Source organism: Marichromatium bheemlicum (assembly GCF_012276755.1).
Taxonomy (GTDB): Bacteria; Pseudomonadota; Gammaproteobacteria; order Chromatiales; family Chromatiaceae; genus Marichromatium; species Marichromatium bheemlicum.
This window is the reverse complement of the sequence record NZ_JAAXKX010000002.1, coordinates 129,733-151,873: the sequence shown is the minus strand read 5'-3', so window position 1 is coordinate 151,873 and position 22,141 is coordinate 129,733. Positions and strand designations below refer to the sequence as shown.

At 68.2% G+C, this 22,141-nt stretch carries 19 protein-coding genes; 10 read left to right on the top strand and 9 right to left on the bottom strand.

All coding sequences use genetic code 11. The features are described 5' to 3' along the window. The first annotated feature begins 172 nt into the window (after positions 1-172). The 4 genes from HF203_RS02270 (at position 173) to HF203_RS02255 (ending at position 3,433) form a co-directional block, all read left to right on the top strand. On the top strand, positions 173-871 hold the full coding sequence (locus HF203_RS02270) for a hypothetical protein (protein ID WP_168666184.1): 699 nt from the start codon (positions 173-175) through the stop codon (positions 869-871). Between the two features lie 8 nt (positions 872-879). After that, complete coding sequence (locus HF203_RS02265; RefSeq protein WP_210424593.1) at positions 880-1,431, top strand: GNAT family N-acetyltransferase; 552 nt, start codon at positions 880-882, stop codon at positions 1,429-1,431. A 161-nt stretch (positions 1,432-1,592) separates the two neighbouring features. After that, positions 1,593-2,987 (top strand): sigma-54-dependent transcriptional regulator, encoded by a 1,395-nt coding sequence (locus tag HF203_RS02260; RefSeq protein ID WP_168666182.1) that lies wholly within the window; start codon positions 1,593-1,595, stop codon positions 2,985-2,987. Positions 2,988-3,082: 95 nt separating this feature from the next. Next, complete coding sequence (locus tag HF203_RS02255; RefSeq protein WP_168666180.1) at positions 3,083-3,433, top strand: cupin domain-containing protein; 351 nt, start codon at positions 3,083-3,085, stop codon at positions 3,431-3,433. Here HF203_RS02255 and HF203_RS02250 read toward each other — a convergent pair. Further along, positions 3,411-4,781, bottom strand: a complete 1,371-nt coding sequence (locus HF203_RS02250) for an NAD-dependent succinate-semialdehyde dehydrogenase (protein ID WP_168666178.1) — start codon at positions 4,779-4,781, stop codon at positions 3,411-3,413. The genes HF203_RS02255 and HF203_RS02250 overlap by 23 nt on opposite strands. Positions 4,782-5,110: 329 nt before the next feature. Between HF203_RS02250 and HF203_RS02245 the strand changes: the two genes are divergently transcribed. Continuing rightward, entirely contained in the window at positions 5,111-5,506 is a 396-nt protein-coding gene (locus HF203_RS02245; protein WP_168666176.1) for a response regulator transcription factor, read from the top strand. Here HF203_RS02245 and HF203_RS02240 read toward each other — a convergent pair. The 3 genes from HF203_RS02240 to HF203_RS02230 form a co-directional block, all read right to left on the bottom strand. Continuing rightward, the gene (locus HF203_RS02240) at positions 5,503-6,129 is read right to left on the bottom strand and encodes a protein phosphatase CheZ (RefSeq protein ID WP_168666174.1); all 627 of its coding nucleotides are present in this window, start codon (positions 6,127-6,129) and stop codon (positions 5,503-5,505) included. The two genes, HF203_RS02245 and HF203_RS02240, sit on opposite strands and share 4 nt — an antisense overlap. Positions 6,130-6,155: 26 nt before the next feature. Beyond that, positions 6,156-7,805: a diguanylate cyclase gene (locus HF203_RS02235; protein ID WP_281349771.1), complete on the bottom strand. Its 1,650-nt coding sequence runs from the start codon at positions 7,803-7,805 to the stop codon at positions 6,156-6,158. Positions 7,806-8,094: 289 nt separating this feature from the next. Continuing rightward, positions 8,095-9,621, bottom strand: a complete 1,527-nt coding sequence (locus tag HF203_RS02230; RefSeq protein WP_210424592.1) for an alkaline phosphatase — start codon at positions 9,619-9,621, stop codon at positions 8,095-8,097. A gap of 287 nt (positions 9,622-9,908) precedes the next feature. On the opposite strand from HF203_RS02230, the gene HF203_RS02225 reads away from it, so the two are divergent. Then, complete coding sequence (locus HF203_RS02225) at positions 9,909-10,253, top strand: TusE/DsrC/DsvC family sulfur relay protein (RefSeq protein ID WP_168666170.1); 345 nt, start codon at positions 9,909-9,911, stop codon at positions 10,251-10,253. A 37-nt stretch (positions 10,254-10,290) separates the two neighbouring features. Here the strand turns inward: HF203_RS02225 and HF203_RS02220 are convergent, their stop codons facing one another. After that, positions 10,291-10,515: a hypothetical protein gene (locus HF203_RS02220; protein ID WP_168666168.1), complete on the bottom strand. Its 225-nt coding sequence runs from the start codon at positions 10,513-10,515 to the stop codon at positions 10,291-10,293. Between the two features lie 323 nt (positions 10,516-10,838). Here HF203_RS02220 and HF203_RS02215 point away from each other — a divergent pair, with 323 nt between their 5' ends. The 4 genes from HF203_RS02215 to HF203_RS02200 all read left to right on the top strand — a co-directional run bounded on the left by HF203_RS02215 (position 10,839) and on the right by HF203_RS02200 (position 15,480). Next, on the top strand, positions 10,839-11,171 hold the full coding sequence (locus tag HF203_RS02215) for a hypothetical protein (RefSeq protein WP_168666166.1): 333 nt from the start codon (positions 10,839-10,841) through the stop codon (positions 11,169-11,171). A gap of 650 nt (positions 11,172-11,821) precedes the next feature. Beyond that, the gene (locus tag HF203_RS02210; protein WP_168666164.1) at positions 11,822-14,038 is read left to right on the top strand and encodes a hybrid sensor histidine kinase/response regulator; all 2,217 of its coding nucleotides are present in this window, start codon (positions 11,822-11,824) and stop codon (positions 14,036-14,038) included. Positions 14,039-14,105: 67 nt separating this feature from the next. Beyond that, positions 14,106-14,723, top strand: a complete 618-nt coding sequence (locus HF203_RS02205) for a histidine kinase (RefSeq protein WP_168666162.1) — start codon at positions 14,106-14,108, stop codon at positions 14,721-14,723. A 211-nt stretch (positions 14,724-14,934) separates the two neighbouring features. Further along, the gene (locus tag HF203_RS02200) at positions 14,935-15,480 is read left to right on the top strand and encodes an HD domain-containing protein (RefSeq protein ID WP_343043863.1); all 546 of its coding nucleotides are present in this window, start codon (positions 14,935-14,937) and stop codon (positions 15,478-15,480) included. 8 nt (positions 15,481-15,488) lie between these two features. On the opposite strand, the gene HF203_RS02195 is transcribed toward HF203_RS02200, so the two are convergent. The 4 genes from HF203_RS02195 to HF203_RS02180 are packed head-to-tail and all read right to left on the bottom strand — an operon-like array spanning position 15,489 to position 22,137. Beyond that, complete coding sequence (locus HF203_RS02195; protein ID WP_168666160.1) at positions 15,489-16,658, bottom strand: Wadjet anti-phage system protein JetD domain-containing protein; 1,170 nt, start codon at positions 16,656-16,658, stop codon at positions 15,489-15,491. After that, a complete protein-coding gene (locus tag HF203_RS02190) occupies positions 16,655-20,053 on the bottom strand; it encodes an ATP-binding protein (protein ID WP_168666158.1) in 3,399 nt (1,132 codons plus the stop codon). Before HF203_RS02190 ends, HF203_RS02195 begins: the two co-directional genes overlap by 4 nt. After that, positions 20,046-20,675 (bottom strand): DUF4194 domain-containing protein, encoded by a 630-nt coding sequence (locus tag HF203_RS02185; protein WP_168666156.1) that lies wholly within the window; start codon positions 20,673-20,675, stop codon positions 20,046-20,048. Before HF203_RS02185 ends, HF203_RS02190 begins: the two co-directional genes overlap by 8 nt. 4 nt (positions 20,676-20,679) lie before the next feature. Continuing rightward, complete coding sequence (locus HF203_RS02180; RefSeq protein ID WP_168666154.1) at positions 20,680-22,137, bottom strand: DUF3375 domain-containing protein; 1,458 nt, start codon at positions 22,135-22,137, stop codon at positions 20,680-20,682. Positions 22,138-22,141: the final 4 nt, after the last annotated feature.

Sequence of the window (22,141 nt, the reverse complement as noted above, 5' to 3'; positions counted from 1 at the left end):
GTCGGTGGTCTCGGCTTGCGGGCTGGGCGCTACATTCTAACCCCGGGCTGGTCATGGTGCCGCGCACCCTGCGAACCTGGCCCCATTGCTGTTGATCGCGACCTTTGACGGTGCGAACTGAACCAGATCATGGTGCAATAACCGGGATCTCAAGCGATGGATGTGCCCTCGGATGTACGATTTCTCTCTCGCCCTTGCGCTCTACAACCTGTTGCCCGTGCTCGTCACCGGTCTGGGGTTGTGGTGGTTGCTCGGCTATCTGCGTGACCGCGCCGCGCCCGCGCAGGCCATGGCCCGGCTCGGTGCGTTACTGGTCTTCGCAGCGGGTGTCGCCAAGGCGAGCTGGAAGCTGTTGGTGGTCGCCCTCGGGGTCGATCTCGATTGGCTGGCCAACGCCCTCTTCCCGCTGCTCGGCCCCGGCTTCACGTTATTGGCCGTGGCGCTGTGGTCGAGTGCGCGCGCCCCTTTGCGGCGGCCCTGGCGACTGGTCCTGGGGACGGTGGCGGTGATCACCGGCATCGCCCTGGTGCGGGTCGAGCTACTCGGGATCGAGCGCGGCTGGCTGTTGCCGCTGTTGCTGCTGGCGGTGTCGGCCAAGCTGGGGGTAAGCGCACTGTTGCTGAACGCAGCGTTGCGGCTGCGTCGCTGGGGCGTGGTGGTGTTGTTCACCCTCGAGCTGATGGTGATGCTGGCGCTGCCCTCGCTCGCAATGACCGACCCCAAGCCGGCCTCGTTGCACTGGACCGAGCAGTCACTGACCCTGTTCGGGATGGCGTGTTTCGCCCTCGGGGTCCGGGGGTTGTGGCGTGCGACCTGGCGCGCGACCATTCGCGCGCGCCAGGATCGACTGCGCCAGCGGGCGCGGCACTAGGGGTGGCCGTGGCTTCGCTTTGGGTCCGGCCGACGCGCCTCGATGAGATCGAGGCACTGCCCGAGATCGAGCGCTCCGCGGACACGTTGTTCAGGACCGTCCCCGGGCTGGCCTGGATCGCCGATGCGCCGGTGCTGTCGGTGTCAGCACACCTGGAGGCGGTTCGAGCGGGCACCTCTTGGGTGGTCGGTGACTCGGCGCGACCGGACCCCTGGGGGTTTCTCTGCGCCGAGTCGGTAGGGCGGACCCTGCACCTCTGCCAGCTGGCGGTGTGTCGCTCACATCAGCGTCGAGGTGGTGGTCGGTTGTTGGTGCAAGCCGCGCTGGATTGGGCGCGGGCCCGTCACTGTGTCGCGCTGACCCTGACCACCTTCCGCGACCTCGGCTGGAATGCGCCCTTCTATGCCGCCCTGGGATTCCAGGTGGTGGACGCCTCCCGGCTCGGGCCCCGGTTGCGTGCGATCTTGCAGGCTGAGGTCGCTCAGGGCCTGGCATCGCACCAGCGGTGTGCGATGCAGCTGTCGCTGGTCGATGACCTGCTGTGGCAGGATGTCGACTGAGTCGACTGCCATCGTTTCCGTCGAGCGTGCTGTGGTGGTGATGCCGTCGAGGGTGGGAGCGATGAACGTCGCCGCTGTTGTGGTGCTCGCTGCCGCGTCAGGGTCAAGGGGGGCGGGCTGGTCTGGAGGCGGGAGCCGTCTCGTTCAGGGGTGTGCCATCGATGGCCGATTCACTGCTCATCATCGAGGATGAAACCGATCTCGCACAGGCACTGTCGCATCATTTCGAGCGGCAGGGGTGGGAGGTGCAGAGTGCGGCGACGCTCGCTGCCGCCCGTGGGTTGGTGCTCGACTCGGCGTTCGAACCGGCGGTGATCCTCGCCGATATGAGTCTCCCCGATGGCAATGTCCTCGATCTGCTCGAACAGGCGCGCAATGGTGCCGCGCCGGGGGAGTGGATCCTGCTGACTGGCTATGGCGGGGTGGCCGATTCGGTGCGGGCGCTGCGCCTGGGTGCCTTTGACTTCCTCGAGAAACCCTGTCCGCTCGACCGGTTGGAGATCGTCGTCGCCGGTGCCCGGCGCAGCGCCTTGGCACAGCGGCGGCTGCGCCTCCAGGCCAGCGCCGAGGGGCGGCGCTATTCGCCGGCGTCCTATCTCGGCTCGAGCGCCGTCACCCGTCGTACCCGCGCGCTGATCACACGACTTGCCGAGGTGCCCTTCAGTGCCCTGGTGATCGGTGGGGAGACCGGCACCGGCAAGGGGCTGGTGGCGCGCATTCTCCACCACGCCGGAGCACGGGCCGGTGGCCCTATGATCGAGGTCAACTGTGCGGCGCTGCCGCGCGAGTTGCTCGAGTCCGAACTCTTCGGTCACGAGGCCGGCGCCTTCACCGGGGCCAAGGGGCGTCATCGTGGTTATCTCGAGCAGGCCCATGAGGGGACCCTGTTCCTCGACGAGATCGCCGAGATGGACCTCGAGCTGCAGACCAAGCTGTTGACCGTGATCGAGGATCGGCAGCTGCGTCGGCTCGGTGGCGAGCGTGCCCTCGGCGTCGATGTGCAGATCATCGCCGCGAGCAACTGCGATCTCGAGCAGCGGGTACGGGAGGGGGCCTTCCGTAGCGATCTCTATCACCGATTGAGCGTCTTTCGGCTCGATCTGCCGCCGCTACGCGAGCGTCTCGACGATCTCGAGGAGCTGGTGCCGGCCCTGGTGGCCGAGTACAACGCCCGTTCCGGGCAGCGGGTCTGCGATATCCCCGAGATCGTCTACCAGCGCATGCGTGACTACCCTTGGCCGGGCAATGTGCGCGAGCTGCGCAATGTCGTCGAGCGCGCGGTGTTGTTGGCGCGCGGCCCGGTGTTCCCGCTCGAGTGGATGCAGCTCGATCGCCTGGTCGAGCGTCCGGCGTCGGGGGCGCAGCGCGTCGGTGATCGGGTGGTCATCCCGCTCGATGGCAGCATGGCACTGGCCGAGATGGACCGCTATATCATCCGCACCGCGCTCGAGCGTAGTGGTCACAACGTCACCGCCACGGCGCGAGCGCTCGGTACCACCCGCGAGACGCTGCGCTATCGCATCCAGAAGTACGGGTTGCGAGGCCCGGAGCGCTGAGTCCAGCCGCCGCCTTGCAATGGTGAGGGGCTTGGCTAAGGTCACGGTAGGGGCGGACGCCACCGCTCCGTCACCCTGGCACAGGAGGGCAGATCATGCAGATCGAACACTGGCATGCCCAGCGCGACGGCGCACTCACCGAGGCGAGCATGCGGCGCAAGCTCGAGGCGCGCGGCTTCGAGACCCGTCTCGACATCTATCCCCCAGGGACCTTTCTGCCCGATCACGATCACGGGGTCGATCGCATCGATGGGGTTATCTGCGGGCGGATGCGGGTCGGGATCGGCGAACGCAGCCTGGTGCTCGAACCCGGCGACCTGGTGGTGATCCCCAAACACACCTTCTATCAGGCCGAGGTCATCGGCGACGAACCGGTGGTGAGTCTGGCCGCCGCTCGTCAGGCGGCGGCCGAGTCGGTGGCGCTCAAGCGATCCACAGGGTCTTGAGATTGAGGAACTCGGCGATGCCGGGCGCGCCGAGTTCGCGACCATAGCCCGAGTCCTTGATTCCGCCGAAGGGCAGGCGCGGATCGCTCTTCACTAAGCCGTTGACGAAGGCCGCGCCACAGGCCATGGCGCGGGCGAAGCGCTCGCCGCGTGCGGCATCGGCACTCCACACGCTACCGCCGAGCCCGAAGCGCGAGTCGTTGGCCACCCGTAGTGCCGCGGCCTCGTCGGCCACCCGGATCACCGTCGCCACCGGTCCGAACAGCTCGTCGTCATAGGCGGGCATCCCCGGCCCGACCCGGTCGAGCAGGGTCGGCGCATAGAACCACCCCGGTCCCGGTTGCGGTTGCCCGCCGCAGCGCAGCTCGGCGCCGGCAGTGCGACTCTGCTCGACCTGCTGGTGCAGGGTCTCGCGCAGGTCCGCGCGCGCCAGCGGCGCGAGCGTGGTGGCGGGGTCGCGTGGATCGCCCGGCACCAGCGCCTCGACCCGGGACTGGAGCCGCGCGACGAAGTCATCGGCCACCGCCTCGACGACGATGAAGCGCTTGGCGGCGATGCAGCTCTGTCCGGCATTGATGAAGCGCGACCGGGCGCCGGTCTCGGCGGCGCGTTCGAGGTCGGCGTCCTCGAGGATCACGCAGGCATCGGCGCCGCCGAGCTCGAGTAGGCTCTTCTTCAGGTTCGCCCCGGCGATCCCCGCCACCCGGCGTCCGGCGCGCTCGCTGCCGGTGAGGCTGACGGCGCGCACCCGTGGATCGGCGACCACCTGCTCGGCGGTCTCGGCATCGATCAACAGGGTTTGAAACACGCCCTCGGGTGCGTCGACAGCGGTGAACAGCTCGGCGATCGCCAGCGCGCAGCGCGGCACGTTGGAGGCGTGCTTGAGTAGTACTACGTTGCCCGCGGCCAGCGCCGGGGCGGCGCAGCGCAAGACCTGCCAGAAGGGGAAGTTCCAGGGCATCACCGCCAGCACCACGCCGAGCGGCTGGTGCGCGAGCAGGCTACGGCTGGCGTCGGACGTGAGCGGGATGTCGGCAAGCTGGGTCGCGGCGTGCTCGGCGTAGTAGTCGCAGACCAGGGCGCACTTGTCGATCTCGGCCTCGGCCTCGGCCTCGGCGCTGAGCTTGCCCATCTCGTCGGTGATCAGGCGGGCGAGCCGGGTGCGTTCGGCGCGTAGCCGCCGGGCTAGGGCGCGCAGCAGGGCCAGTCGCGTGGTCAGGGGTTGTGCCGCCCAGGTGATGGCGGTGCGCTCGGCGCTTGCCAGTGCCTGCTCCAGCGCGGTGGCGCTGGTCGGCGCGAAGGTTGCGTAGACGTTGCCGGTCGCGGGGTCGATCGATTGCAGTGTCATCTGGGGCTCCTGCGGCGAATGGTGGAAATCATTGTCGCGCCCTGGCCGCGGGGGCGTCGAGTCGCCTGCACGAGCGTATCGCGCGGGCTGTCATGGCGTGGTGCCTGGGTGGATAAGCCCCGGCAGGCTGGTGCTTTTCAACCATTGTTCGATCGCGCGAATGGCCCAGGTCGCGGGCCATGCCACCGTGTGATTCGGTGAGGGTGATTCGGTCAGGGGGCGAGGTGTCTTGATGAGGCGCAAGATCGCGTGGGGATGGGGCCGAGTGGGGTTACCGCAGGGCTGGGGTGGCCTGCGGCACCGGTGGTCGGGATTGCGCCGGGGCGACCATGGCTGAGGCGGGACCGCTCTATCTGGTCGACGATGATCCGGCGCTGCGGAGCGCTCTGGCGATGCGGTTGCGTTTGGCCGGTTACCGGGTCGCAAGCTTCGCCTCGGGGGCCGGTCTGCTCGGTGCGCTTGCCGAGGATGCGCGAGGCTGTGCTGTGCTCGATCTGTGCATGCCGGAGATGGATGGGCTGGAGCTGCAGCGCGCCCTGCGCACTCGGGCCCCGGGGGTGGTGGTCGTCCTGCTCTCGGGGGATATCGATGCCGGGAGTCTGCAGTGTGCGCTACAGCAGGGGGCTGCGGCGGTGCTGCAGAAGCCGATCTCGGGGGCGGCGCTGATCGAGGTCCTCGAGCGTGCCTTGGCTCAGGGGCGGGCGATCTCGCCGGGGTCTGGCTAGAAGCCGAACTCGGAGAGCAGGTCGTCGACGAGGTCCTGCTTGAGCGCCGCCGGGGTGCTTGAGCCGTTGACATCACGCAGCAGCTGGGCCTTCTGCTCGACGTTTTCGAGCGAACTGTCGTGCTGGATGTTGAGGATCACCAGTACCTCGACGAGCCAGTCGCGGATCTGGTCGAGATCCTCGATCAGTTGCTCCATGCGCTGGCGGGCGACGTCTTGATAGGACTGAGAGGCGACGATGTCGAACAGATGGTGCTTGATCTGGCTGAGTCGTTGGGCGTGCGTCGGGTCTGCCGTCTCGGTCTGGAGCTGCGTCTCGAGTTGCTCGATCTCCAGGGAGAGTCGGTCGGCATTGTCGAGGACCTGGCCGGTCGATTGTGACATCAGCTCGATGACGTTGCGTGCGTGGCTGGCCGCGTTCGGTGCCTGTTCGCCGGCGTTGGTCAGCGGCGTCTCGGCGCTCTTCATATTGACCACTAGCGCGTTGATCTTCTGCGCCAGCACCGAGAGCATGCCCTCGGCGTCGATGTCGATATCGAGTCGTTCGTACTCGCCGTTGAGGATCGATTCGGTGGCCTTGACCAGTGAGGCGATGCTCTCGTCGATGTTCTGCGGATCTGCCATGGGTCCCTCGCGACGCCGGGTCGCGGTTATCTGTTGTATTTGTGATCTTTGTAGAAGGCCGCCTTGGCGGCGTACATGCGTGCGTCGGCGATCTTGAGCAACGATTCCGCCGGGGCGCGGTCAGCCCCGCAGGCACCGAGGCTGAGGGTGACCGGGAAGTGCTCTCCCGGCGCCATCTCGATGCTGACGTCCTTGAAAAGGTCGTCCTGGAGGCGCTCGATCAGGGCCTCGGCCTCGGCCTCGGTGGCGCCCGGGAGCAGCATCACGAACTCGTCTCCGCCAGTGCGCGCGACGATGTCGCAGCGTCTCACGGCGCGGGTGATGCGCTCGGAGACCGTTAGCAGCAACCGGTCGCCGGCCTCATGTCCGTAGCGGTCGTTGGCCTGTTTGAGCCGATTGATATCTGCCAGTACCAGGGCGTGTGGTATCGCCCTGGTGGCATGATCGCGCTGCGCCGCCTCGAGGGCGGCGTGCAGGTAGCCTCGATTGTATACCCCGGTGAGGGGGTCGGTATTGGCCTTTGCTTCGAGTTGGCGCATCAACCGGCGGTTGTGCAGATAGGCACCGAAGGGCTCGAAGAAGAGGCTGGCGAGGGTGGCCGTGCGTGTCGTCTCGCCGGGGCGCCACCAGGCCTCGCCGACCCGCCTGCCGTCGCCGCCGACGATCTCCAGACGGTCGAGCCCGGTCGGTGTGTCGCTGGGGAGCTCGCCACGGTGGATGGTGCCCGAGGCCTCACCGTCGAGTGCGATCGCCGCTGCGCTGCTGCCGCAGGCGGCCATGAACAGCTCGAGCAGTTCGCCGGCGACGTGGCTCGGATCGGGATTGCTGCGCATCAGCGACTCGAGGTGTAGTAGTGCGGAGAGGATGTCGTTCTTGCGGGTGATGGTGAGGCGCTGCGCGCGGATCTCCTCGATCAGCCGGATCTCGCGGGAGGTGTCGCGAAACAGCAGCAGCGCGTTGCCGTCGCCGGTATCGATCAGCTGTTCGGTGTAGTAACGCTCGCCGCTGCGGTGCTTGGTCTTGCGGCCATTGCCGAGATTGAAGCCGGCGCGTGCCGGGCAGTTGCCACAGGGTGCATCGAGGCCGAGCAGCCCGTGACAGGTCGTTGCCGTCTCCCCCAGAGGAAAGCGGGTCCGGGCGGCGGCGTTGCGACGCAGGATGCGGAACTCGGCGGAGATCGTCACCAGGGCATCGGGGAGATCGTCGAGGAGTTGGCTGAGTCCGTGTTGCTCGAGCACGGCCTGGCGCCGCTGTTGTTCGAGGATGATGCGCCTGGCCTGGGCCTCCTTGCGCGCTAGATCAGCGCCCTTGAGTGCCTCGATCTCGCGACTGACATCGACCAGGGTGATGACCAGTCCGCCGTCGCTCGGGGTCGGGGACTCCTTCAGATAGTGTTCGTGTCCGGCGCGGTCGTGGACGCTGCGCGCCAGTGTTGGTTGGGGGGGGGGGCGAGTTGCCGGGCAGTCGTCGCAAGGGGTCGCACGCCCGGCCAGCACGCGGTGACAGTGATCGCCGACGGGGTCGTACCCAAAGAGGCTGTGTGCCGCCGGGTTGGCGGTGTGGATACGGTAGTGCCCATCGACGATCAACACGGGCACGGCGATCGCCGTGAGCAGGCGGCGGCTGGGGGCGGTTGTGGTAGATACCTCGTGATCCGGTGGGGGCTGTGATGGCATTGTGGTCGAAACAGGACGAGGGCTGAGCGATGTCTGTGGACCAGACGGATGCGGGCATGGTCCTGTGCCGGTCACGCCCGCACTGCAGGATACCCGCAATGGCCGACGGGTGTCGGCTCGGTCTGGTCAGACTTCGTCGTCGTGCCGGTGAGAATAGATCGGGGCGCCGCCGGTTGTGCTCAAGGTCGTGGTCCAGTTCCTGCTCGGGCGCGCCGATCGTCTCCGGCATGACCGCGCGGCGGTCTCTGGCCCGCCGCTGGTCGGGTTGGATAAGGGGCGCCGATCCAGGTCACGGGCCGAGTTCGACGCGCATGGCTGCGGCGAGGCGTCGCGCCACCTCGGTGTTGTCGTAATAACCGTCGAAGCGCCAGGCCTCGACGCCGGTGGCCAGCACCGGGACTGGCACTGCGGTGTGCGAGAAGGAGGCCCAACCGATGCCGGCGCGGCGGTTGAGTAGATGGGTGAGGGTGATGATGAAGGGGTTGTGGTTGCCATAGCGCAGGGCATCGGCCTCGGCGCTGCCGTCGCTGTGATCGTGTGCGACCTTGTCGTAAGCGGCCTCGAGAAGACTGCGCGCGTGGTCGCTGAGGTCATCGGCGGTGGTCGTGGTCAGCCCGGCCCCGTCGAGGCCGAAATGGCTCGACACCAGTGCCCAGAGCCCGGGGGGGATGTCGGGCGGGGCGGGGGTGTGTCGTGCCAGATAGGGGGTGAGGACCTGGTCGTCGAAGTCGTCATGGGCCAGGTGTTGCCGGGCGAGGATCTCGAGGGCGGAGGTGTGGGCGGTGGCGCGGGTGCCGAGGCTCATGCCACCGCATTCGTGATCGCCGGTGACCACGATCAGGGTGGCCTCGGGGTGACGGGTGCCGAAGTCGGCGGCGATGCGGATGGCGTCGTCGAAGGCGATGACCTCCTCGATCACGGTGCGGGCATCGTTGGCGTGCGCGGCCCAGTCGATCTTGCCGCCCTCGACGACGAGGAAGAAGCCCTGTGGATTGTCGAGTAGTTCGATGCCCTTGGCGGTGAACTCGGCGAGGCTGATCGATCCCTGATAACGCTCGCTGGAGGATTCACCGGCCTGGCGGTTGAGCGCATAGGGTATGGCGTTGGCATCATCGAGATAGGGGTTGATGGCCAGTGTCGGTCGACCCCGGGCGAGCGCGGTGAAGGCGGCGCGATCGGCGGCGTACTGGAAGCCGCGCGCGGAGGCCTGCTCGCGCAACAGGGCATAGCGTTGTGCGTCGCTCAGTCCGGCGTACTCGAGTCCATCCCAGCGATCGACGCGCAGCCCGCCACCGGCGAAGTAGTCGAAGCCGCTCTCGAGCAGGGCCTGACCGATCCGTTGGTAGTCGTTGCGATGGGCGACATGGGCATAGAAGGCCGCCGGGGTGGCGTGATCGAGCGACACGCTGGTGACGATCCCGACCTTCATTCCCTTGTCCTTGGCCAGTTCGGCGAGGGTGGTGTAAGGGCGGGTGGCCGTCGGATCCATGGCGAGGATCCCGGTGTTGGTCTTGTGTCCGCACGCCAGTGCCGTGCCGGCGGCCGCTGAGTCGGTGATCAGGCGATCGTTGGCCGCGCTCGTCTGCATGCCCTGTACCGGGAACTGGCTCATGCGCAAGGCCACCGACTTGATGCCACCGGGTTCGGCGTCGTCCTGGCGTCGTGCGCCCAGATAGGCCTCGGCGGCGTGGATCTGGGCGCTGGCCATCCCGTCACCGATGAAATAGAAGATGTACTTGGGTGCCGCACTGACGCCGGGGGCGCTGAACCCAAGCAGCAAGGCGGTGGTCAGTGCACCCCAGTTGGTCTTGCGCATCGCTGTAATCCTCCTGTGACTCGAGGGCCGGGGCAGGCTCGGGTATGCCACGTCCTGGTGGCGGTGGATGACCGTGATACCTGGATGGGGCCGGTCAGCCGTGGGGATGACGAGTCGAGGACCGGCCGTCGCGATCAGTGCTCATCCTGGCGTGGATGGCGCGCAGGTTCCAGTCGACTGGGGTCGGCGGTCCTGCCTTTTGTCGGTCCGCGGTCTACCTTGGAGTCAGGGAGGGCAGGATGCAGCGTGCGGCTGCGTCAATTCGACGATCGATGCTGGAGGTGACGATGGCTGATTCGACCCCGTGCCACCAGGACCTGTTCGATGACCAGGGGTTTCTCGAGGACCCGGCGCTGTGGAGCCGCGATCTGGCGCTGGCGATCGCCGCCGAGCTGCGTCTCGGTGAACTCACCGAGACCCACTGGGATCTGATCGACCGCCTGCGTGGCGAGTATTTGCAGGGGCGGGCGCGGCCCGATCCGTGCCGCGCCCTCGGGTTGCAGGAGGATTGTGCCGAGCGTCTGTTTGGCGGCATGGCCGTGGCTTGGCGAGTGGCCGGTCTGCCGGCGCCGGTCTCACCGCCGCATACCCCATGGTCGTCCCGTGCTGGCGCTTCTCGTCAATTGCGCTGAGCCGCCGACCGGGGCGTCAGTGCTTGAGGCATGTGCCTTAGCGCGGGGTGTCGGTCGTCTGCTCGAGCCGATCCCCGGCTTCTTCGACCGCTTCGGTGGCCGCCTCGCGTGCCTGTTCGAGCTGCTCCCCGAGCTGCTCGACCTGTTGGTCAATCTTGCGCCCGGCCTCCTCGGCGGGACCCTCCTGCTCGCATCCGGCGATCAGCGGCAGGGTGAGTGCGAGTGCGGCCATGAGCACGAGGTGGGGCAAGTGGCTGGTCATCGCGATGGTCCTCGGTGTTGGTTGCTGTGGTGCCGCCCGGGCCGGGCGAACGGGACGATGGTGATCGAGTGTCTCGTGGCTTGATTCGTGCTTTGTGTCTTGATGGAGATGGGGCGAGGAACGACCTGCTCCAAGCCTCGACGATGTCGGCGAGGTGACGTTGCGCATCGCAACAAGATGAGCGGTCATGAGGTATGGGGGCGGTGCCCTGTACCCTTGCCTGTACCAGGGACGGAAATCGCTGCAGGTGGCCGATTCGATCGCCCAGCGGATGCCCTGAGCCGTGTGCAATCCGCTGTGCAACCAGACCACGGAGAAGCACGATGATCGACAACGACCTCATTGGCGATGACGCCCCTTCAGCCAGGGTTCGCCTGTCTCGCTGCTGGAGATGTCCTGTCGCGCGCTGGGGGCGCGGTCCGCGACCGCTGCTGACCCGGGTGTCGCCACGGCTCGATGTCTGCCGGGTCCCGGGAGGTGAGCAGGCGCGTGAACTCGCGCGCACCTGGCTCGAGACGACGGATCAGGGGCGTTGGCGGCTTGCCCCACAGACCCGTGCCGCGCTCTGTGTCCTCGGTGGCGATTCCGCCCCTTGGGAGACGCTGATCGCCAGCAGTTTTGCCCGGACCGGGCGGCGCTTGCGCCGGCAGGGTTGAGCGCGTAGTTGGGTGGTTCTAATCCACCACCGCGACGGTGGATTGGCACCAGTGTGGTGGATGTCTGTCTCCAGCCCCTCCCGCCGCGCTCTGTCATGGCCCGGTGCATGGCAGATCTTCGCCATTCAAAGCGGTTAGGATCTCGCCCCGGCCCTGGTATCGACCTCGTGCCAGGGTCGGGGCTGCTGCTGTGTGGTGTACGGCACAGAGGAGGTGCCGGCTTACGCCGCAGGCGGGGCGGTTGGGCCAGGGTCGCAACCGACCCAAGGGGTTGTCGGGGCCGGATACCGCCACCTTGGCGATGAGGACCCGGAGACGCCCTGCGCGTGCAGCACATCTCCTGGCGCAGGTCTTCGGTCTTGTAAGTGCGCTGGCGCGCACCCGCTGATCGCCATGGGCGCGGTCTGTCCATAAGGTCCCGCGTACTGGTCGGCCTCTCCCGTATGCCGTTCGTCCTCGCCGCTGGCGCGTTGGTCGGTGGGTGCTCGATCTGGCTTGACCCGTCTGCCGGGCTTGCCTAGGGTGGAATGCGGCCCCCTAGCCGCCCTCCGCGCCCGCGAGACCAGCTGACGATGCAGACGCCGCCGTCCGTGCCTGGACACCCGTCCCCTGACCCCGCTGTTACCCTGTCCTTCGGGTTCGAGTGGGAGATGTCTGCTGTGTGCATGCGCTATGACCCGTTCGGTGCCGAGCTGCTCGGGCTCGCCGCCGGTGAGTGTGAGGAGCCGCGGGCACGCTTTCTCGAACGCATCCATCCCGGCGATCGCTCCCTGTTGCTCAATGCCATTGCCAGCCGTACCGCGCAGCGTCCGGCCTATCGAGTCCGCTACCGCGTCGATCGCAGCGAGGCCGAGGCGCAGGTGTTCGAGGAGCATGCCGTGGTTCGCTTCACCGCCGCAGGCGTCCCGCATGTGCTGCAGGGGGTGATCACCGATATCAGCCGTGAACGGGCCCATGATCAAGCGCTGCTCGATCAGCTCACCGAGTTCGAGGCGATCTACGACTGTGCCCCGGTGGGGCTGTGCGTGCTCGATCAGGGATTACGTTTTCGCCGTATCAATCGCCGCATGGCGGAGATGAACGGTGTCCCGGTGGCCGCGCACATCGGTCGCAGTCTGCCGGAGGTCCTGCCGGCACTGGCCCCGCAGCTGGTGGCGCTGGCGCGCCACGTGCTTGCCGGTGGTGGGGCGGTGCGCGACCACGAACTCCATGGCGAAACCCCCGCCACACCCGGGGTGCGGCGCCATTGGCGCACCAGTTGGCTGCCACTGAATACGGCGAGAGGCGAGGTCTGGGGGGTCAGTGTCGTCGTCCATGAGATCACCGCGCAACGTCGCACCGAGCGGCGCTTGGCCGATTCCGAGTCGCGCTTTCGTAGCATGGCCGAGACCGTGCCCGATATCCTCTTCATCGCGGCCCCTGATGGTGCGGTGGTGGATTTCAACCAGCGCTTCACTGAGGTGACCGGGATCGCGTACGCCCAGGCCCTCGGCGAGGGGTGGCGGGCTGCGGTGTATCCGGACGATCGCGAGGTGGTCGCCCGGACCTGGGCGCGGGCCTTGCGCGAGCACCGCGAGTTTCTGCTGCGCTATCGGTTGTGCTGCGCCACCGGGGGGTATCGCTGGTTCGAGGCCCGTGCTCGTCCGATCTGCGGTTCGAGCGGTGAGCTACTGCACTGGTTCGGTAGTGTCTCCGAGATCGATGAGCTGGTGCGTGCGCGTGAGCGTCTCGAACAGCTCGATCGACAGAAGAACGATTTCCTCGCCGTCCTCGGTCACGAACTGCGCAACCCGATGGCGCCGGTCCGTAATGCCATCGAGCTGATGCAGGCCCTGGCACCGGCCGAGCCGAGATTGCGCGAGGCGATCACGGTAGTCGATCGTCAGGCCCGTCACATGGAGCGGTTGCTCGACGATCTGCTCGATGTCTCACGGGTGATCCGTGGCAAGCTGCACCTCGAGCGTGCCGTGCACCCTGTCGGCGAGGTCGTCGAGCATGCGCTTGATGGTGCGCGTGCCCTGTTCGAGTCACGCCAGCAGCGCTTCACCCTCGAGTTGTCCGACTCGGTCGCTTATATTGATTGCGATCTGTCGCGCCTCGCACAGGTCTTGGTCAACCTGTTGACCAATGCCGCCAAGTACACCCCCGAGGGTGGCGAGATCAGACTCAGTGTCGAGCCCGCGCCCGATGTCGTGGCGTTGCGGGTGACCGACAATGGCGAGGGCTTCGCGCCGGAGCTCAGCGATGGTCTGTTCGAGCCCTTCATCCAGGGCGGGCGGGGCCATGAGCGCCCCGCCAGCGGTCTCGGGCTGGGGTTGGCGATCGCGGCGCGTCTGGCCGAGCTGCACCAGGGGCGGATCGAGGCACACAGCGCCGGACGGGGCTGTGGTGCCGAGTTCGTGCTGTGGCTGCCGCGGGTGTGGCCGGCGCACGCGTCGCCGCCAGCGCCAGCGGCTCCGGCGCGGCTGCGTGGGGTGCCGGTGTTGGTCGTCGATGATGATGTCGACATGCTGTCGAGCATGGCGCGATTGCTCGAGTGGATGGGGCATCCGGTCCAGGTCGCCCACTCCGGGCATGAGGCCTTGGCCGTGGTCGCGGGGTTTACGCCGCGTCTGGCGCTGCTCGACATTGGTATGGAGGGGATGGATGGGTTGGAGACGGCGCGGGCACTGCGCGCTTACCAGCCCGATCCCGAGCGGCTGTTGCTGGTAGCGGTCTCGGGGTATGGCGCCGAGACCCTGGGGGAGGCGCTCGCGGCCTCGGGGTTCGATCTACACCTGACCAAGCCGGTCGGCCGGGCGCGTCTGGAGGCGCTCTTGCAGCGGGTCGTCGCGCAGTCTCCTGACTCCGGCCCCGGTCTTGCGTGACTTGTCCGTGACCCTGCTTGGACCCATGCCTGACATGGGTCCGTGATCGAATCCCGAGGAGTCCACCATGGCGCACGCCGATGCCCAGAGATGGCGCCGGTTGGTCGAGCTGGAGTGCCGCTCGTTGCTCGCTGAACAGGCCCGACAGCTAGCGCATGCATTGCGTACCCCGCTCAGTATCGTCGAGTTGACCTGTGAGACGCTGCAGTTGGAGCTGGCGCAGGACGACGACAAACAGACGCGTCTGGGCCGGGCGCTGCATGCCTCCACACGTCTGTCCTCGACCTTGACCGAGACCCTGCGTACCAACGCCGTTGATGAGCAGCCGGTGGCGTTCGCGGTGGCGCCGCGAGCCGCGCGACTGGTTAACGAGCTTGGTGGTGAGGTCGATTGCCCCGACTCTGTTCTTGGGTGTCGGGTACTTTTGGTACCCGAGGCGCTCGATGCGGCCTTACTGCATGGTCTGCGGCTGCTCGGTGATGCACCTGTGCCGAGGTTGAGCTGTGGTCTCGAGGCGGGACGCCTGGTGCTGCGTCTCTCCAGTCCAGATCCGGCCCCGGAGCTGGTGCCGCTGCACCAGCTCCGGGTCCAGGTCATCGAGCGTCTGGCCCGTGATGGCGGTGGCTGGGTGCGGCTCGAGCCTGCTGCGATTACGTTGTCTCTGACCCCGGAGCCAGCCCCTTGAGGTTCGCCGATATCGCTGTGTTGCCCTGGGGTTGAACCTCACCGCCGCCTTGGCGCAGGATGCGTCGCAGCAGACGTGCATGAGACCTCGCAGGGTCCATGGACAGGTGGGCGTGGTTGCCAGGCTGGCTCCAGCACCAGGCCCTCGCACGCCGTCGCGTCCTGGGTGCATTCCGTGTTCGTCCGGGGCGGGACGACCCAGGAGAATGACGATGACGATGCAGTACGCCCCCTTGGCCGACTTCGTGCGCGCGCTCGACTTCGCCGCTGACAAGCACCGCGACCAACGCCGCAAGGACGAGCGCGCCTCGCCCTATATCAACCACCCGATCGCCCTGACCCGGGTGCTGATCGATGAGGCCGGGGTGACTGACCCCGTGGTGCTCTGTGCCGCGCTGCTGCACGACACCATCGAGGACACCGCCACCACCGAGGCCGAGCTGGTCGCGCACTTCGGTCGTGAGGTCACCGCCGTGGTGCTCGAGGTCAGCGACGACAGGTCGTTGGCCCAGCAGGAGCGCAAGCGGTTGCAGATCGAGCACGCCCCGCAGCTCTCCGAGCAGGCCCGCTTGGTCAAGCTCGCCGACAAGATCTGCAACCTGCGCGATATCCTCGACTCGCCGCCGCCGGACTGGAGCCGCGAGCGCCAGCGCGCCTATTTCGATTGGGCCGGACAGGTGATCGACGGCCTGCGCGGGACCCACGCCGCGCTCGAGGCGGTCTTCGATCAGGTCCATGCCCAGGGGCGCGAACTCTGAAGCGGTGTCTACGACAGCGCCGTTAGCGCCTGCTCCAACCAGCTGAACCCCACCCGCTCCTGCTCCAGGCGGAGCCGTTTGCCGAGGCGTTGCTCGACCAGGTCCTCGAACAGCGCGCGCTCGTCCGCGTCCAGGCGGCTGAGTGGCTGGGTGAAGGGTTGGGGCTCGTGCCCCCAGTGATCGCGGTGGGCGAGCAGGGTGGCGCGATCCATCAGCAGTGACTCGACCCCGGGGAGGTGTGCGCGCAGCCGATCGAGGATGGCGAAGCCGTGGGTGTCGATGTCGCCCCAGTAGTGCAGGGCGCAGTGCTGCAGCCACTGGGCCTGGGCGAGTGCCTCCCAGCCGTAGCCGGCGCCGAAGATCACGATCGCCCCGGCTACCGGCGGGAAGGCGAGGAAATTGGTCTCGTTCTCGGTGATGAACACGCGTCGCAGCGGTAGTGCGAGGGCGGCGAAGCTCGCCGCGTCGAGGGTGATATCGGGGCAGTCGGGGGCGCCGGGCAGTAGCTCGGGGTCGAGCACCCGGAAGCGGATGCGCACGGGCTTGTCGCGAAAGCCGTAGCGGGGCGCGAACTGCTGGGCGCCGCTGTAGGCGCTGTCGATCGCCGTGGCCGGGAGCAGCAGGTCGAGCCACTCAGCGAGCACCGCGCGATGGGTCTCGATGAACTTGGTGTGTACCCCGGGGATGTCGACCTGACGCAGATAGATCCCGGGGCGGGGATGGGCGAGACACCACGCGGTCACCGCCAGCAGCGCCGACCAGTGCTCGGCCAGCTCCAGGGCGCGCAGCGGACGGCGTGCCAGCCAGGGCCGCAGCCCGGGGCAGCGCTGCTCGGTCTCCACGACGAGACAGCGGAACGTGCTGACGGCGCCACGCTTGCCGATCAGTGCGCAGGCGGCCTCGGTGTCGTCGACCCAGAGCCGGGCGGGCAAGCGCTGGGGGCCGAGCGCGCGGTGGTGCAGGGTGCGCCACTCGATGCGCAGGTGCGCCAGTGCGTCGAGGGTGGCGACCCACTGGCGCGCCTCGGCGAAGCGTTGGCCGAGTTCGGCCGAACTCGGCGCCTTGAGTGCCAGCCGCAGTGGTTGGGGATCGGGTTCGAGCACTCGGCGCAGCAACTCGCCGCGCGTCCAGTGGCGCTGTAGCTGGGCGCGGATCGCCTCCGGGGTGGTCCAGCTCATGCCGGGGCGGTCGCTGCGGTGGCGCTCGCCGGCTGCTTGCGGTCGCGGTACTCGGCGATGCTGAGGTTGCGTAGCCGCGAGGCGCGCCCCTCGAGGTTGTCGACGAAGCCGACATGGCTGACGAAGGGCTCGATGATGTGGATCTTCTGCAGCGGGGTGACGATCAGCAGCTGCAGGTTGAGTTGCCCGAACAGCTCCAGCCCGTAGCGCGCCGACTCGTCGGAGCCGCGCCCGAAGGCCTCGTCGATCACCACGAAGCGGAACGAGCGCGAGCGCACTGCGCCCCACTCCAGCCCGAACTGATAGGCGAGGCTGGCGGCGAGGATGGTGTAGGCGAGCTTCTCCTTCTGACCGCCGGACTTGCCGCCGGAGTCGGAGTAGTGCTCGTGCTCGCTGTCGTCGCTGCGCCAGCGCTCGCTGGCGGCGAACAGCGACCAGTTGCGCACGTCGGTGACCTTGTCGGTCCAGCGCCGGTCGCTCTCGGTCTGGCCGTCGCGACCGCGGAAACGGTCGATGATCGCCTTGACCTGGAGGAAGCGGGCCTCGGAGTACTGGCCGCCGGCCTCTCCGAGGGTCTCCTCGGTGCAGGCGCGCAGCGCCCTGCGAAAGTCGCGGATCTCGGCGTCCGGGGTGGGCTGCGACTCCAGGGCGATATAGCGCCCGGGGCTGTAGTCGATCTGGGTCAGGGAGGCATTGATCTGTGCGATGCGCTCGGTGATGGTGTCGTGCTCGCGCAGCAGCTGGGCGTTGAAGCTGGCGATCTCGTTGATGGTGTTGACGTTGAGCTGTTCCTTGAAGCGGGCGACGAAGCGCGGCAGGTCGTCGCGTTCGAGCTGCGCGAGTAGCCGTCGGTACTCGGACGCGGCGGCGAGGCTGGCGTCGATCTCGGCGGTCTCCAGGGGGTAGCGCTCGCGAAAGCCCGACATGCGCTTGATCAGCCCCTCGGTGAGACGGTCGAGCTGCTTCTTCTGTGCGTCGATCCGCGCCTGCAGGCGCTCGCGCAGGTCGCGTTCGCGGTTGTCGCACGACTCCAGGGTCAGGCGGTGCTCGCCGAGCAGCTCCTGGCGCAGCGTCTCGAGCTGCTTGAGGCGCGCCGGCTCGAGCGGCTGCTCGGCGAGCAGCGTCTGCGTCTGTTGGCGCTGCGCCTCGATACCCTGCAGCCGGTAGCGCGCGCCGCTGAGTGCGTCGCGTGTCGCCACCAGCGCCTGCTCGCGTTGACGTTGTGCCTGTTCGGCCTGTTCGAGCTGGGCGTTGAGCTGGGCGAGGGTGTCGGAGGCGCTGGCCAGGCGGGTCTGCTCCTCGCGCAGTCGCGCGATCTCGGCCGTCGGGCTGTGCCAGTCGAGTTCGTCGTAGCGGCTGAACTCCTCGAGTCGGGCGAGCGTCTCGAGCCGACCGGTGAGCCCCGCCTGCTCCGCCTGGAGCGTGGCGATGGCGGCGCCGATACGCTGCAGCTCGCCCTCGAGCTGGTCGCGTTGGCGCTCGAGCGTGGCGAGCTTGGCGGCGTTGCTCCAGCCGAGGACGTAACGGCTGCGATCGTCGAGACGGTGGCGATCGTCCTTCTCGTGACGCCCGCTCGGCCCCTTGACTTGACCGGCGCGGGTGAGCGCGCGCGGCTCACGGCGGAACTGTGCCTGGGTGTCGCAGCAGGCGACGTCGAAGCGCTGTGCCAGGGCCTGTTCGAGCCAGCCGAGACAGGGCGCCTCGGGCTTGATCTCGAGCTTGCGCAGCAGCGAGTCGGGGTGCAGCCGGGGCGGGGTGTCGCGGTGCGGCGTGCGGACATGGTAGTAGACCAGCCGCCCGCGTAGCTGGTTGCGCTCGACCCAGTCGGCGACCGCTGCGTAGTGCGCGTCGGGGACCAGCAGCGACAGGGCGAAGCTGTGTAGCAGCCGCTCGGCCGCGCCCTCCCAGTCGCGCGCCTCCTCCCGCACCCGGATCAGCTCGCCGGCGAAGGGCATCGCCTCGGGGTTGAGATCGAGCGCCGTGCACAACGCCTCGCGGATCCGCACCTGTCGGTCGTCGATGTTGCTGCGACGACGCCTCAGGCTGTCGATCTCGGCGCACAGCGCCTCATGCTGCTGTCGCCCCTGGCGCAGCGCAAAGGCCTGCTCGGTGTGCGCGTCCTGCAGCTCGGCGGCACGCGCGCGCAGCGCCTCGCCCAGGCCGGCGAGGCGTTGGCGCTGGGCGCTGAAGGCCGCCGCATCGCTCGCCGCCGGCTCGTCGAGGTGCGCGCTCAGCGCGCCATAGCGCTCGGCGCGGCGCTGACGCTCGTCACGCAGTCGGCCCTGGCGCTGGATCTCGAGCGCGAGGCGCTCGAGCCGGTCGCCGCCGTTGTCGTGGATCGCCTGCTTGAGCTCGTCGATGGCCAGGCGCGCGCTGGTCGACTCCGTCTCCAGTTGCTCGACGCCCTGTGCGGCCTCGTCGTGTTCGCGCTGGTGCTTGGCGAGGCGGCGCTCGAGCAGCTCGAGCTTGAGTCGGGCGAAATAACCGCACAGCGCCTCGCGACAGCCGACCAGGGCATCGGTCTGGGCGAGCAGGGTGTCATGGCGGTCGAGGTCGGCGACCATGGGGCGCAGCAGCTCGACCTGGTGACGGGCCTTGAGCACCGCCTGGTGGGCGACGTCGAGGTCGTCGAAGTGGCCGATCAGGGCCTGGATGCGCGCCTCCACCGCGAAGGGTTCGAGCATGTGGGTGCGCACGAAGTCGGTGAGGTTGCCGACCGACTTCATCGACACCGTCTGGTGGAACAGCTCCAGCGCTTGGGGGTTGTCGATACCGAGACGGCGGCGGAACCAGGCGGCATAGCCCGGGTAGCTGTCCTCGAGGTGCGCGCCCGAGTCGCGCAGCCGTCTGCGCAGTCGGGTGAGGTCGCTGCCGAAGTCGGTGAAGTCCTCGGCGATGCGCAGCGCGCGCTCGGCGCCGACGAAGAAACGCGCCGGTTGGGCCTGCGGGTCCTTGATCCAGAACACCTGGGCGAGGCTCACGGTCTGATCGTAGCCGGCGTTGTGGAACACCCCGAGGATCACCGACAGGGTGTTGTGGTCGCGCAGCCCCACCGGGCGGGCGCTGCCGCTGATCGCGCTGCGCTCGGATTTGTAGTGGCCGAGGACATAGGAGCGCAGGGTGCGCTCGCGGCTGCCGGCCCCGGCGGCCTTGTTGTAGGCGATGCGTTGCGCCGGCACCAGCAGGGTGGTGAGGGCGTCGACCAGGGTCGACTTGCCCGAGCCGATGTCGCCGGTGAGCAGGGCATTACGCCCGTCGAGCTCGAGCCCCCACACCCGGCCGTCGAAGGTGCCCCAGTTGAGCACCTCGAGCCGCTGCAGCCGGAAGCCCGAGCGGCTGTCATCGGCGACGAAGTCGAGTCCGAGGTTGAGTGGTGGCTGCTGGGGATCAGTCATCAGTGGTGTCCTCGGAGGCGCTCGCCGCCTGTACTAGGCGCGCCTCGAACGCGGCCAGCCACTGGGCGTCGACGAAGGCCTTGATGATGCGCCGTACCTCGTAGCCGGGTGGTGCGTCGCTGCCCGGGGTGGGCTTGAGCCGCCGCAGGAAGCCGAGTTCGACGACGCGGTTGATGTGGGTCTCGATCTGGTCGATCAGCCGTGCCTCGTTGCTGGTGTCGGGGAGGAACACGCGCATCAGCTCGACGATCTCCTCGCGCTCGAGCACCAGCCGAGTCTCGCCGCCGCTGGCATCGAACTCGACGAGCTTCCTGCGCAGCAGCGCCAGCAGCAGGCTCACCGGAAAGGACAGGGGGCGGCGTGCCACCAGTCGCGGTGTGCGGTTGGCGTCGTCCTCGTCCGCGGGGCGGCTACGCAGGAAGGCATAGCCCTCGGCGGGGTCGAGCGCTAGCTCCAGTCCGAGCACCGCGACATAGTCGCGCACCTGGGGCTGGAGCGCGAGCAGGTCGCGCCACAGCGGTGCGTTGTCGTCGCGGTAGAGCACGCCCTTGAGCAGGTGGATGACGACCGGCGAGAGGGCGGGTGGCGCGCTGGTCGAGGCGATGGCGTCTGCGGTGTCCATGGTCTCAGGGGACGAAGATCAGGCGTGGCACCTGGGCGACGCGGCGGTGGTGCTGGCCATCGGCGTCGGTGACCTCCCAGGCAATGGGGTCGGTGGCGTGCTCATCGAGCACCGTGGTGAAGGTCTCGCAGCCGAGCTGCAGATAGGCGGTCAACTCGGCCAGCCCCTGGCGCAGCGGCTGTGTCTCGATCAGCTCGCGCAGGCTGATCTGATCACGCCCGTGCAGCATCCGGCGGATATGGCGTTCGAGTCGGCCCTTGTCGACGACGACCTGAGAGAAGAGCGCTGCCGGGTCGGGGGCGGCGATCTCGTCCTCCGGCAGCGGGTCGTCGAAGCGTGGTTGCAGCGGTGGGCTGTAGAGTGGGCGCTCGAACGGCAGGTTGATGCTCGGGGCCATGGCCTCGAGCCGCATCAGGGTGCCCGTCGGTGGTGTCTCGCGCAGCGCCAGCGCCTGGGTCTCGATGCCACGCAGGATGTCCATGATGCGGCGGTTCTCGAGCCAGGCCTGGTCGTCGAGGAAACGGCGTAGCTGCTGCGAGAGCTGGGCGACCGTGCGCTGGGTGTGCTCACCGGCCTCGAGCCAGTCGTAGTGGACGCGGCGCAGCCGTGCGTCGGGCTCGAGCGCGGCGATCGCCGGCAGCGCCAGCACCTGCTCGAGCAGCCGCCCGAGCTCTTGCTGACGGCGGCTCGACATCAGCAGGTCCCAGAAGGCGCGGAAGCTGCGCCCCTGGTCGGAGTCGTGGATGGCGTCGCGCTCGCCCATGATCTCCTCGAGCAGTTCACCCTTGCCGCCGTCCCACAGGGTGATGCGCTCGCGCACCTTGCGGTCGAGCTGGCGGAGGTTGTGCTCGACCTCGCGGAAGTCGTTGAGCAGCTCGCGGGCGAGTTGGGAGAACTGCTGGAAGCGTTCGCGCAGCGCGGTCTCGTCGAGCAGCGGCAGCTCGCCCTGGCGTACCCGCTCGATCTCGGCGTCGAGCGTGTCGCGTTTGCGCCGCAGCTCGGCCAGGTGCACGGTGGGGTCGGTCTCGCTGCCCTCGTGCATCTGGCGCAGCAGGTCGAAGAGGGTCAGCAGTCGTGACTCGGTGCCGACGAAGCGCCGCGCCTCGAGCCGACCGAGCCAGGCGATCGCCTGCTCGGTCGCCGGGGTGAGGTCGAACAGCGCCTCGTCGCTACCCGTGCGATAGAACTTGCGCAGCCAGCCCTTGTCCGGCCCGGCCCAGTCGTCGAGATACGCGCGTGCCGAGCGCGGGAAGGCTTGGGGATCGTCGCGCTGCTGGCGCAGGGCATAGAGGGTGTCCTCCAGGGCCGCGGCGAGATCGGCCGCGGCCATCACCCGGACGTTGGGTGCGATGAACACCCGATGGAGGAAGCTCGCCACCAATGGGGCGTGCTCCGAGCGCAGCAACCGCCAGGCCGGGTGATGATCGCGCAGGGTCTCGAGGGTGGTGATGTCGAGCGGCATCGCG

Excerpts from the sequence above, each read along its gene's own strand:
- HF203_RS02270 (WP_168666184.1), top strand. The coding sequence starts at position 173 with ATGTACGATTTCTCTCTCGCCCTTGCGCTCTACAACCTGTTGCCCGTG.
- HF203_RS02260 (WP_168666182.1), top strand. The coding sequence starts at position 1,593 with ATGGCCGATTCACTGCTCATCATCGAGGATGAAACCGATCTCGCACAG.
- HF203_RS02255 (WP_168666180.1), top strand. The coding sequence starts at position 3,083 with ATGCAGATCGAACACTGGCATGCCCAGCGCGACGGCGCACTCACCGAG.
- HF203_RS02250 (WP_168666178.1), bottom strand. The coding sequence starts at position 4,781 with ATGACACTGCAATCGATCGACCCCGCGACCGGCAACGTCTACGCAACC.
- HF203_RS02245 (WP_168666176.1), top strand. The coding sequence starts at position 5,111 with ATGGCTGAGGCGGGACCGCTCTATCTGGTCGACGATGATCCGGCGCTG.
- HF203_RS02240 (WP_168666174.1), bottom strand. The coding sequence starts at position 6,129 with ATGGCAGATCCGCAGAACATCGACGAGAGCATCGCCTCACTGGTCAAG.
- HF203_RS02235 (WP_281349771.1), bottom strand. The coding sequence starts at position 7,805 with ATGCCATCACAGCCCCCACCGGATCACGAGGTATCTACCACAACCGCC.
- HF203_RS02230 (WP_210424592.1), bottom strand. The coding sequence starts at position 9,621 with ATGCGCAAGACCAACTGGGGTGCACTGACCACCGCCTTGCTGCTTGGG.
- HF203_RS02225 (WP_168666170.1), top strand. The coding sequence starts at position 9,909 with ATGGCTGATTCGACCCCGTGCCACCAGGACCTGTTCGATGACCAGGGG.
- HF203_RS02220 (WP_168666168.1), bottom strand. The coding sequence starts at position 10,515 with ATGACCAGCCACTTGCCCCACCTCGTGCTCATGGCCGCACTCGCACTC.
- HF203_RS02215 (WP_168666166.1), top strand. The coding sequence starts at position 10,839 with ATGATCGACAACGACCTCATTGGCGATGACGCCCCTTCAGCCAGGGTT.
- HF203_RS02210 (WP_168666164.1), top strand. The coding sequence starts at position 11,822 with ATGTCTGCTGTGTGCATGCGCTATGACCCGTTCGGTGCCGAGCTGCTC.
- HF203_RS02205 (WP_168666162.1), top strand. The coding sequence starts at position 14,106 with ATGGCGCACGCCGATGCCCAGAGATGGCGCCGGTTGGTCGAGCTGGAG.
- HF203_RS02200 (WP_343043863.1), top strand. The coding sequence starts at position 14,935 with ATGACGATGCAGTACGCCCCCTTGGCCGACTTCGTGCGCGCGCTCGAC.
- HF203_RS02195 (WP_168666160.1), bottom strand. The coding sequence starts at position 16,658 with ATGAGCTGGACCACCCCGGAGGCGATCCGCGCCCAGCTACAGCGCCAC.
- HF203_RS02190 (WP_168666158.1), bottom strand. The coding sequence starts at position 20,053 with ATGACTGATCCCCAGCAGCCACCACTCAACCTCGGACTCGACTTCGTC.
- HF203_RS02185 (WP_168666156.1), bottom strand. The coding sequence starts at position 20,675 with ATGGACACCGCAGACGCCATCGCCTCGACCAGCGCGCCACCCGCCCTC.
- HF203_RS02180 (WP_168666154.1), bottom strand. The coding sequence starts at position 22,137 with ATGCCGCTCGACATCACCACCCTCGAGACCCTGCGCGATCATCACCCG.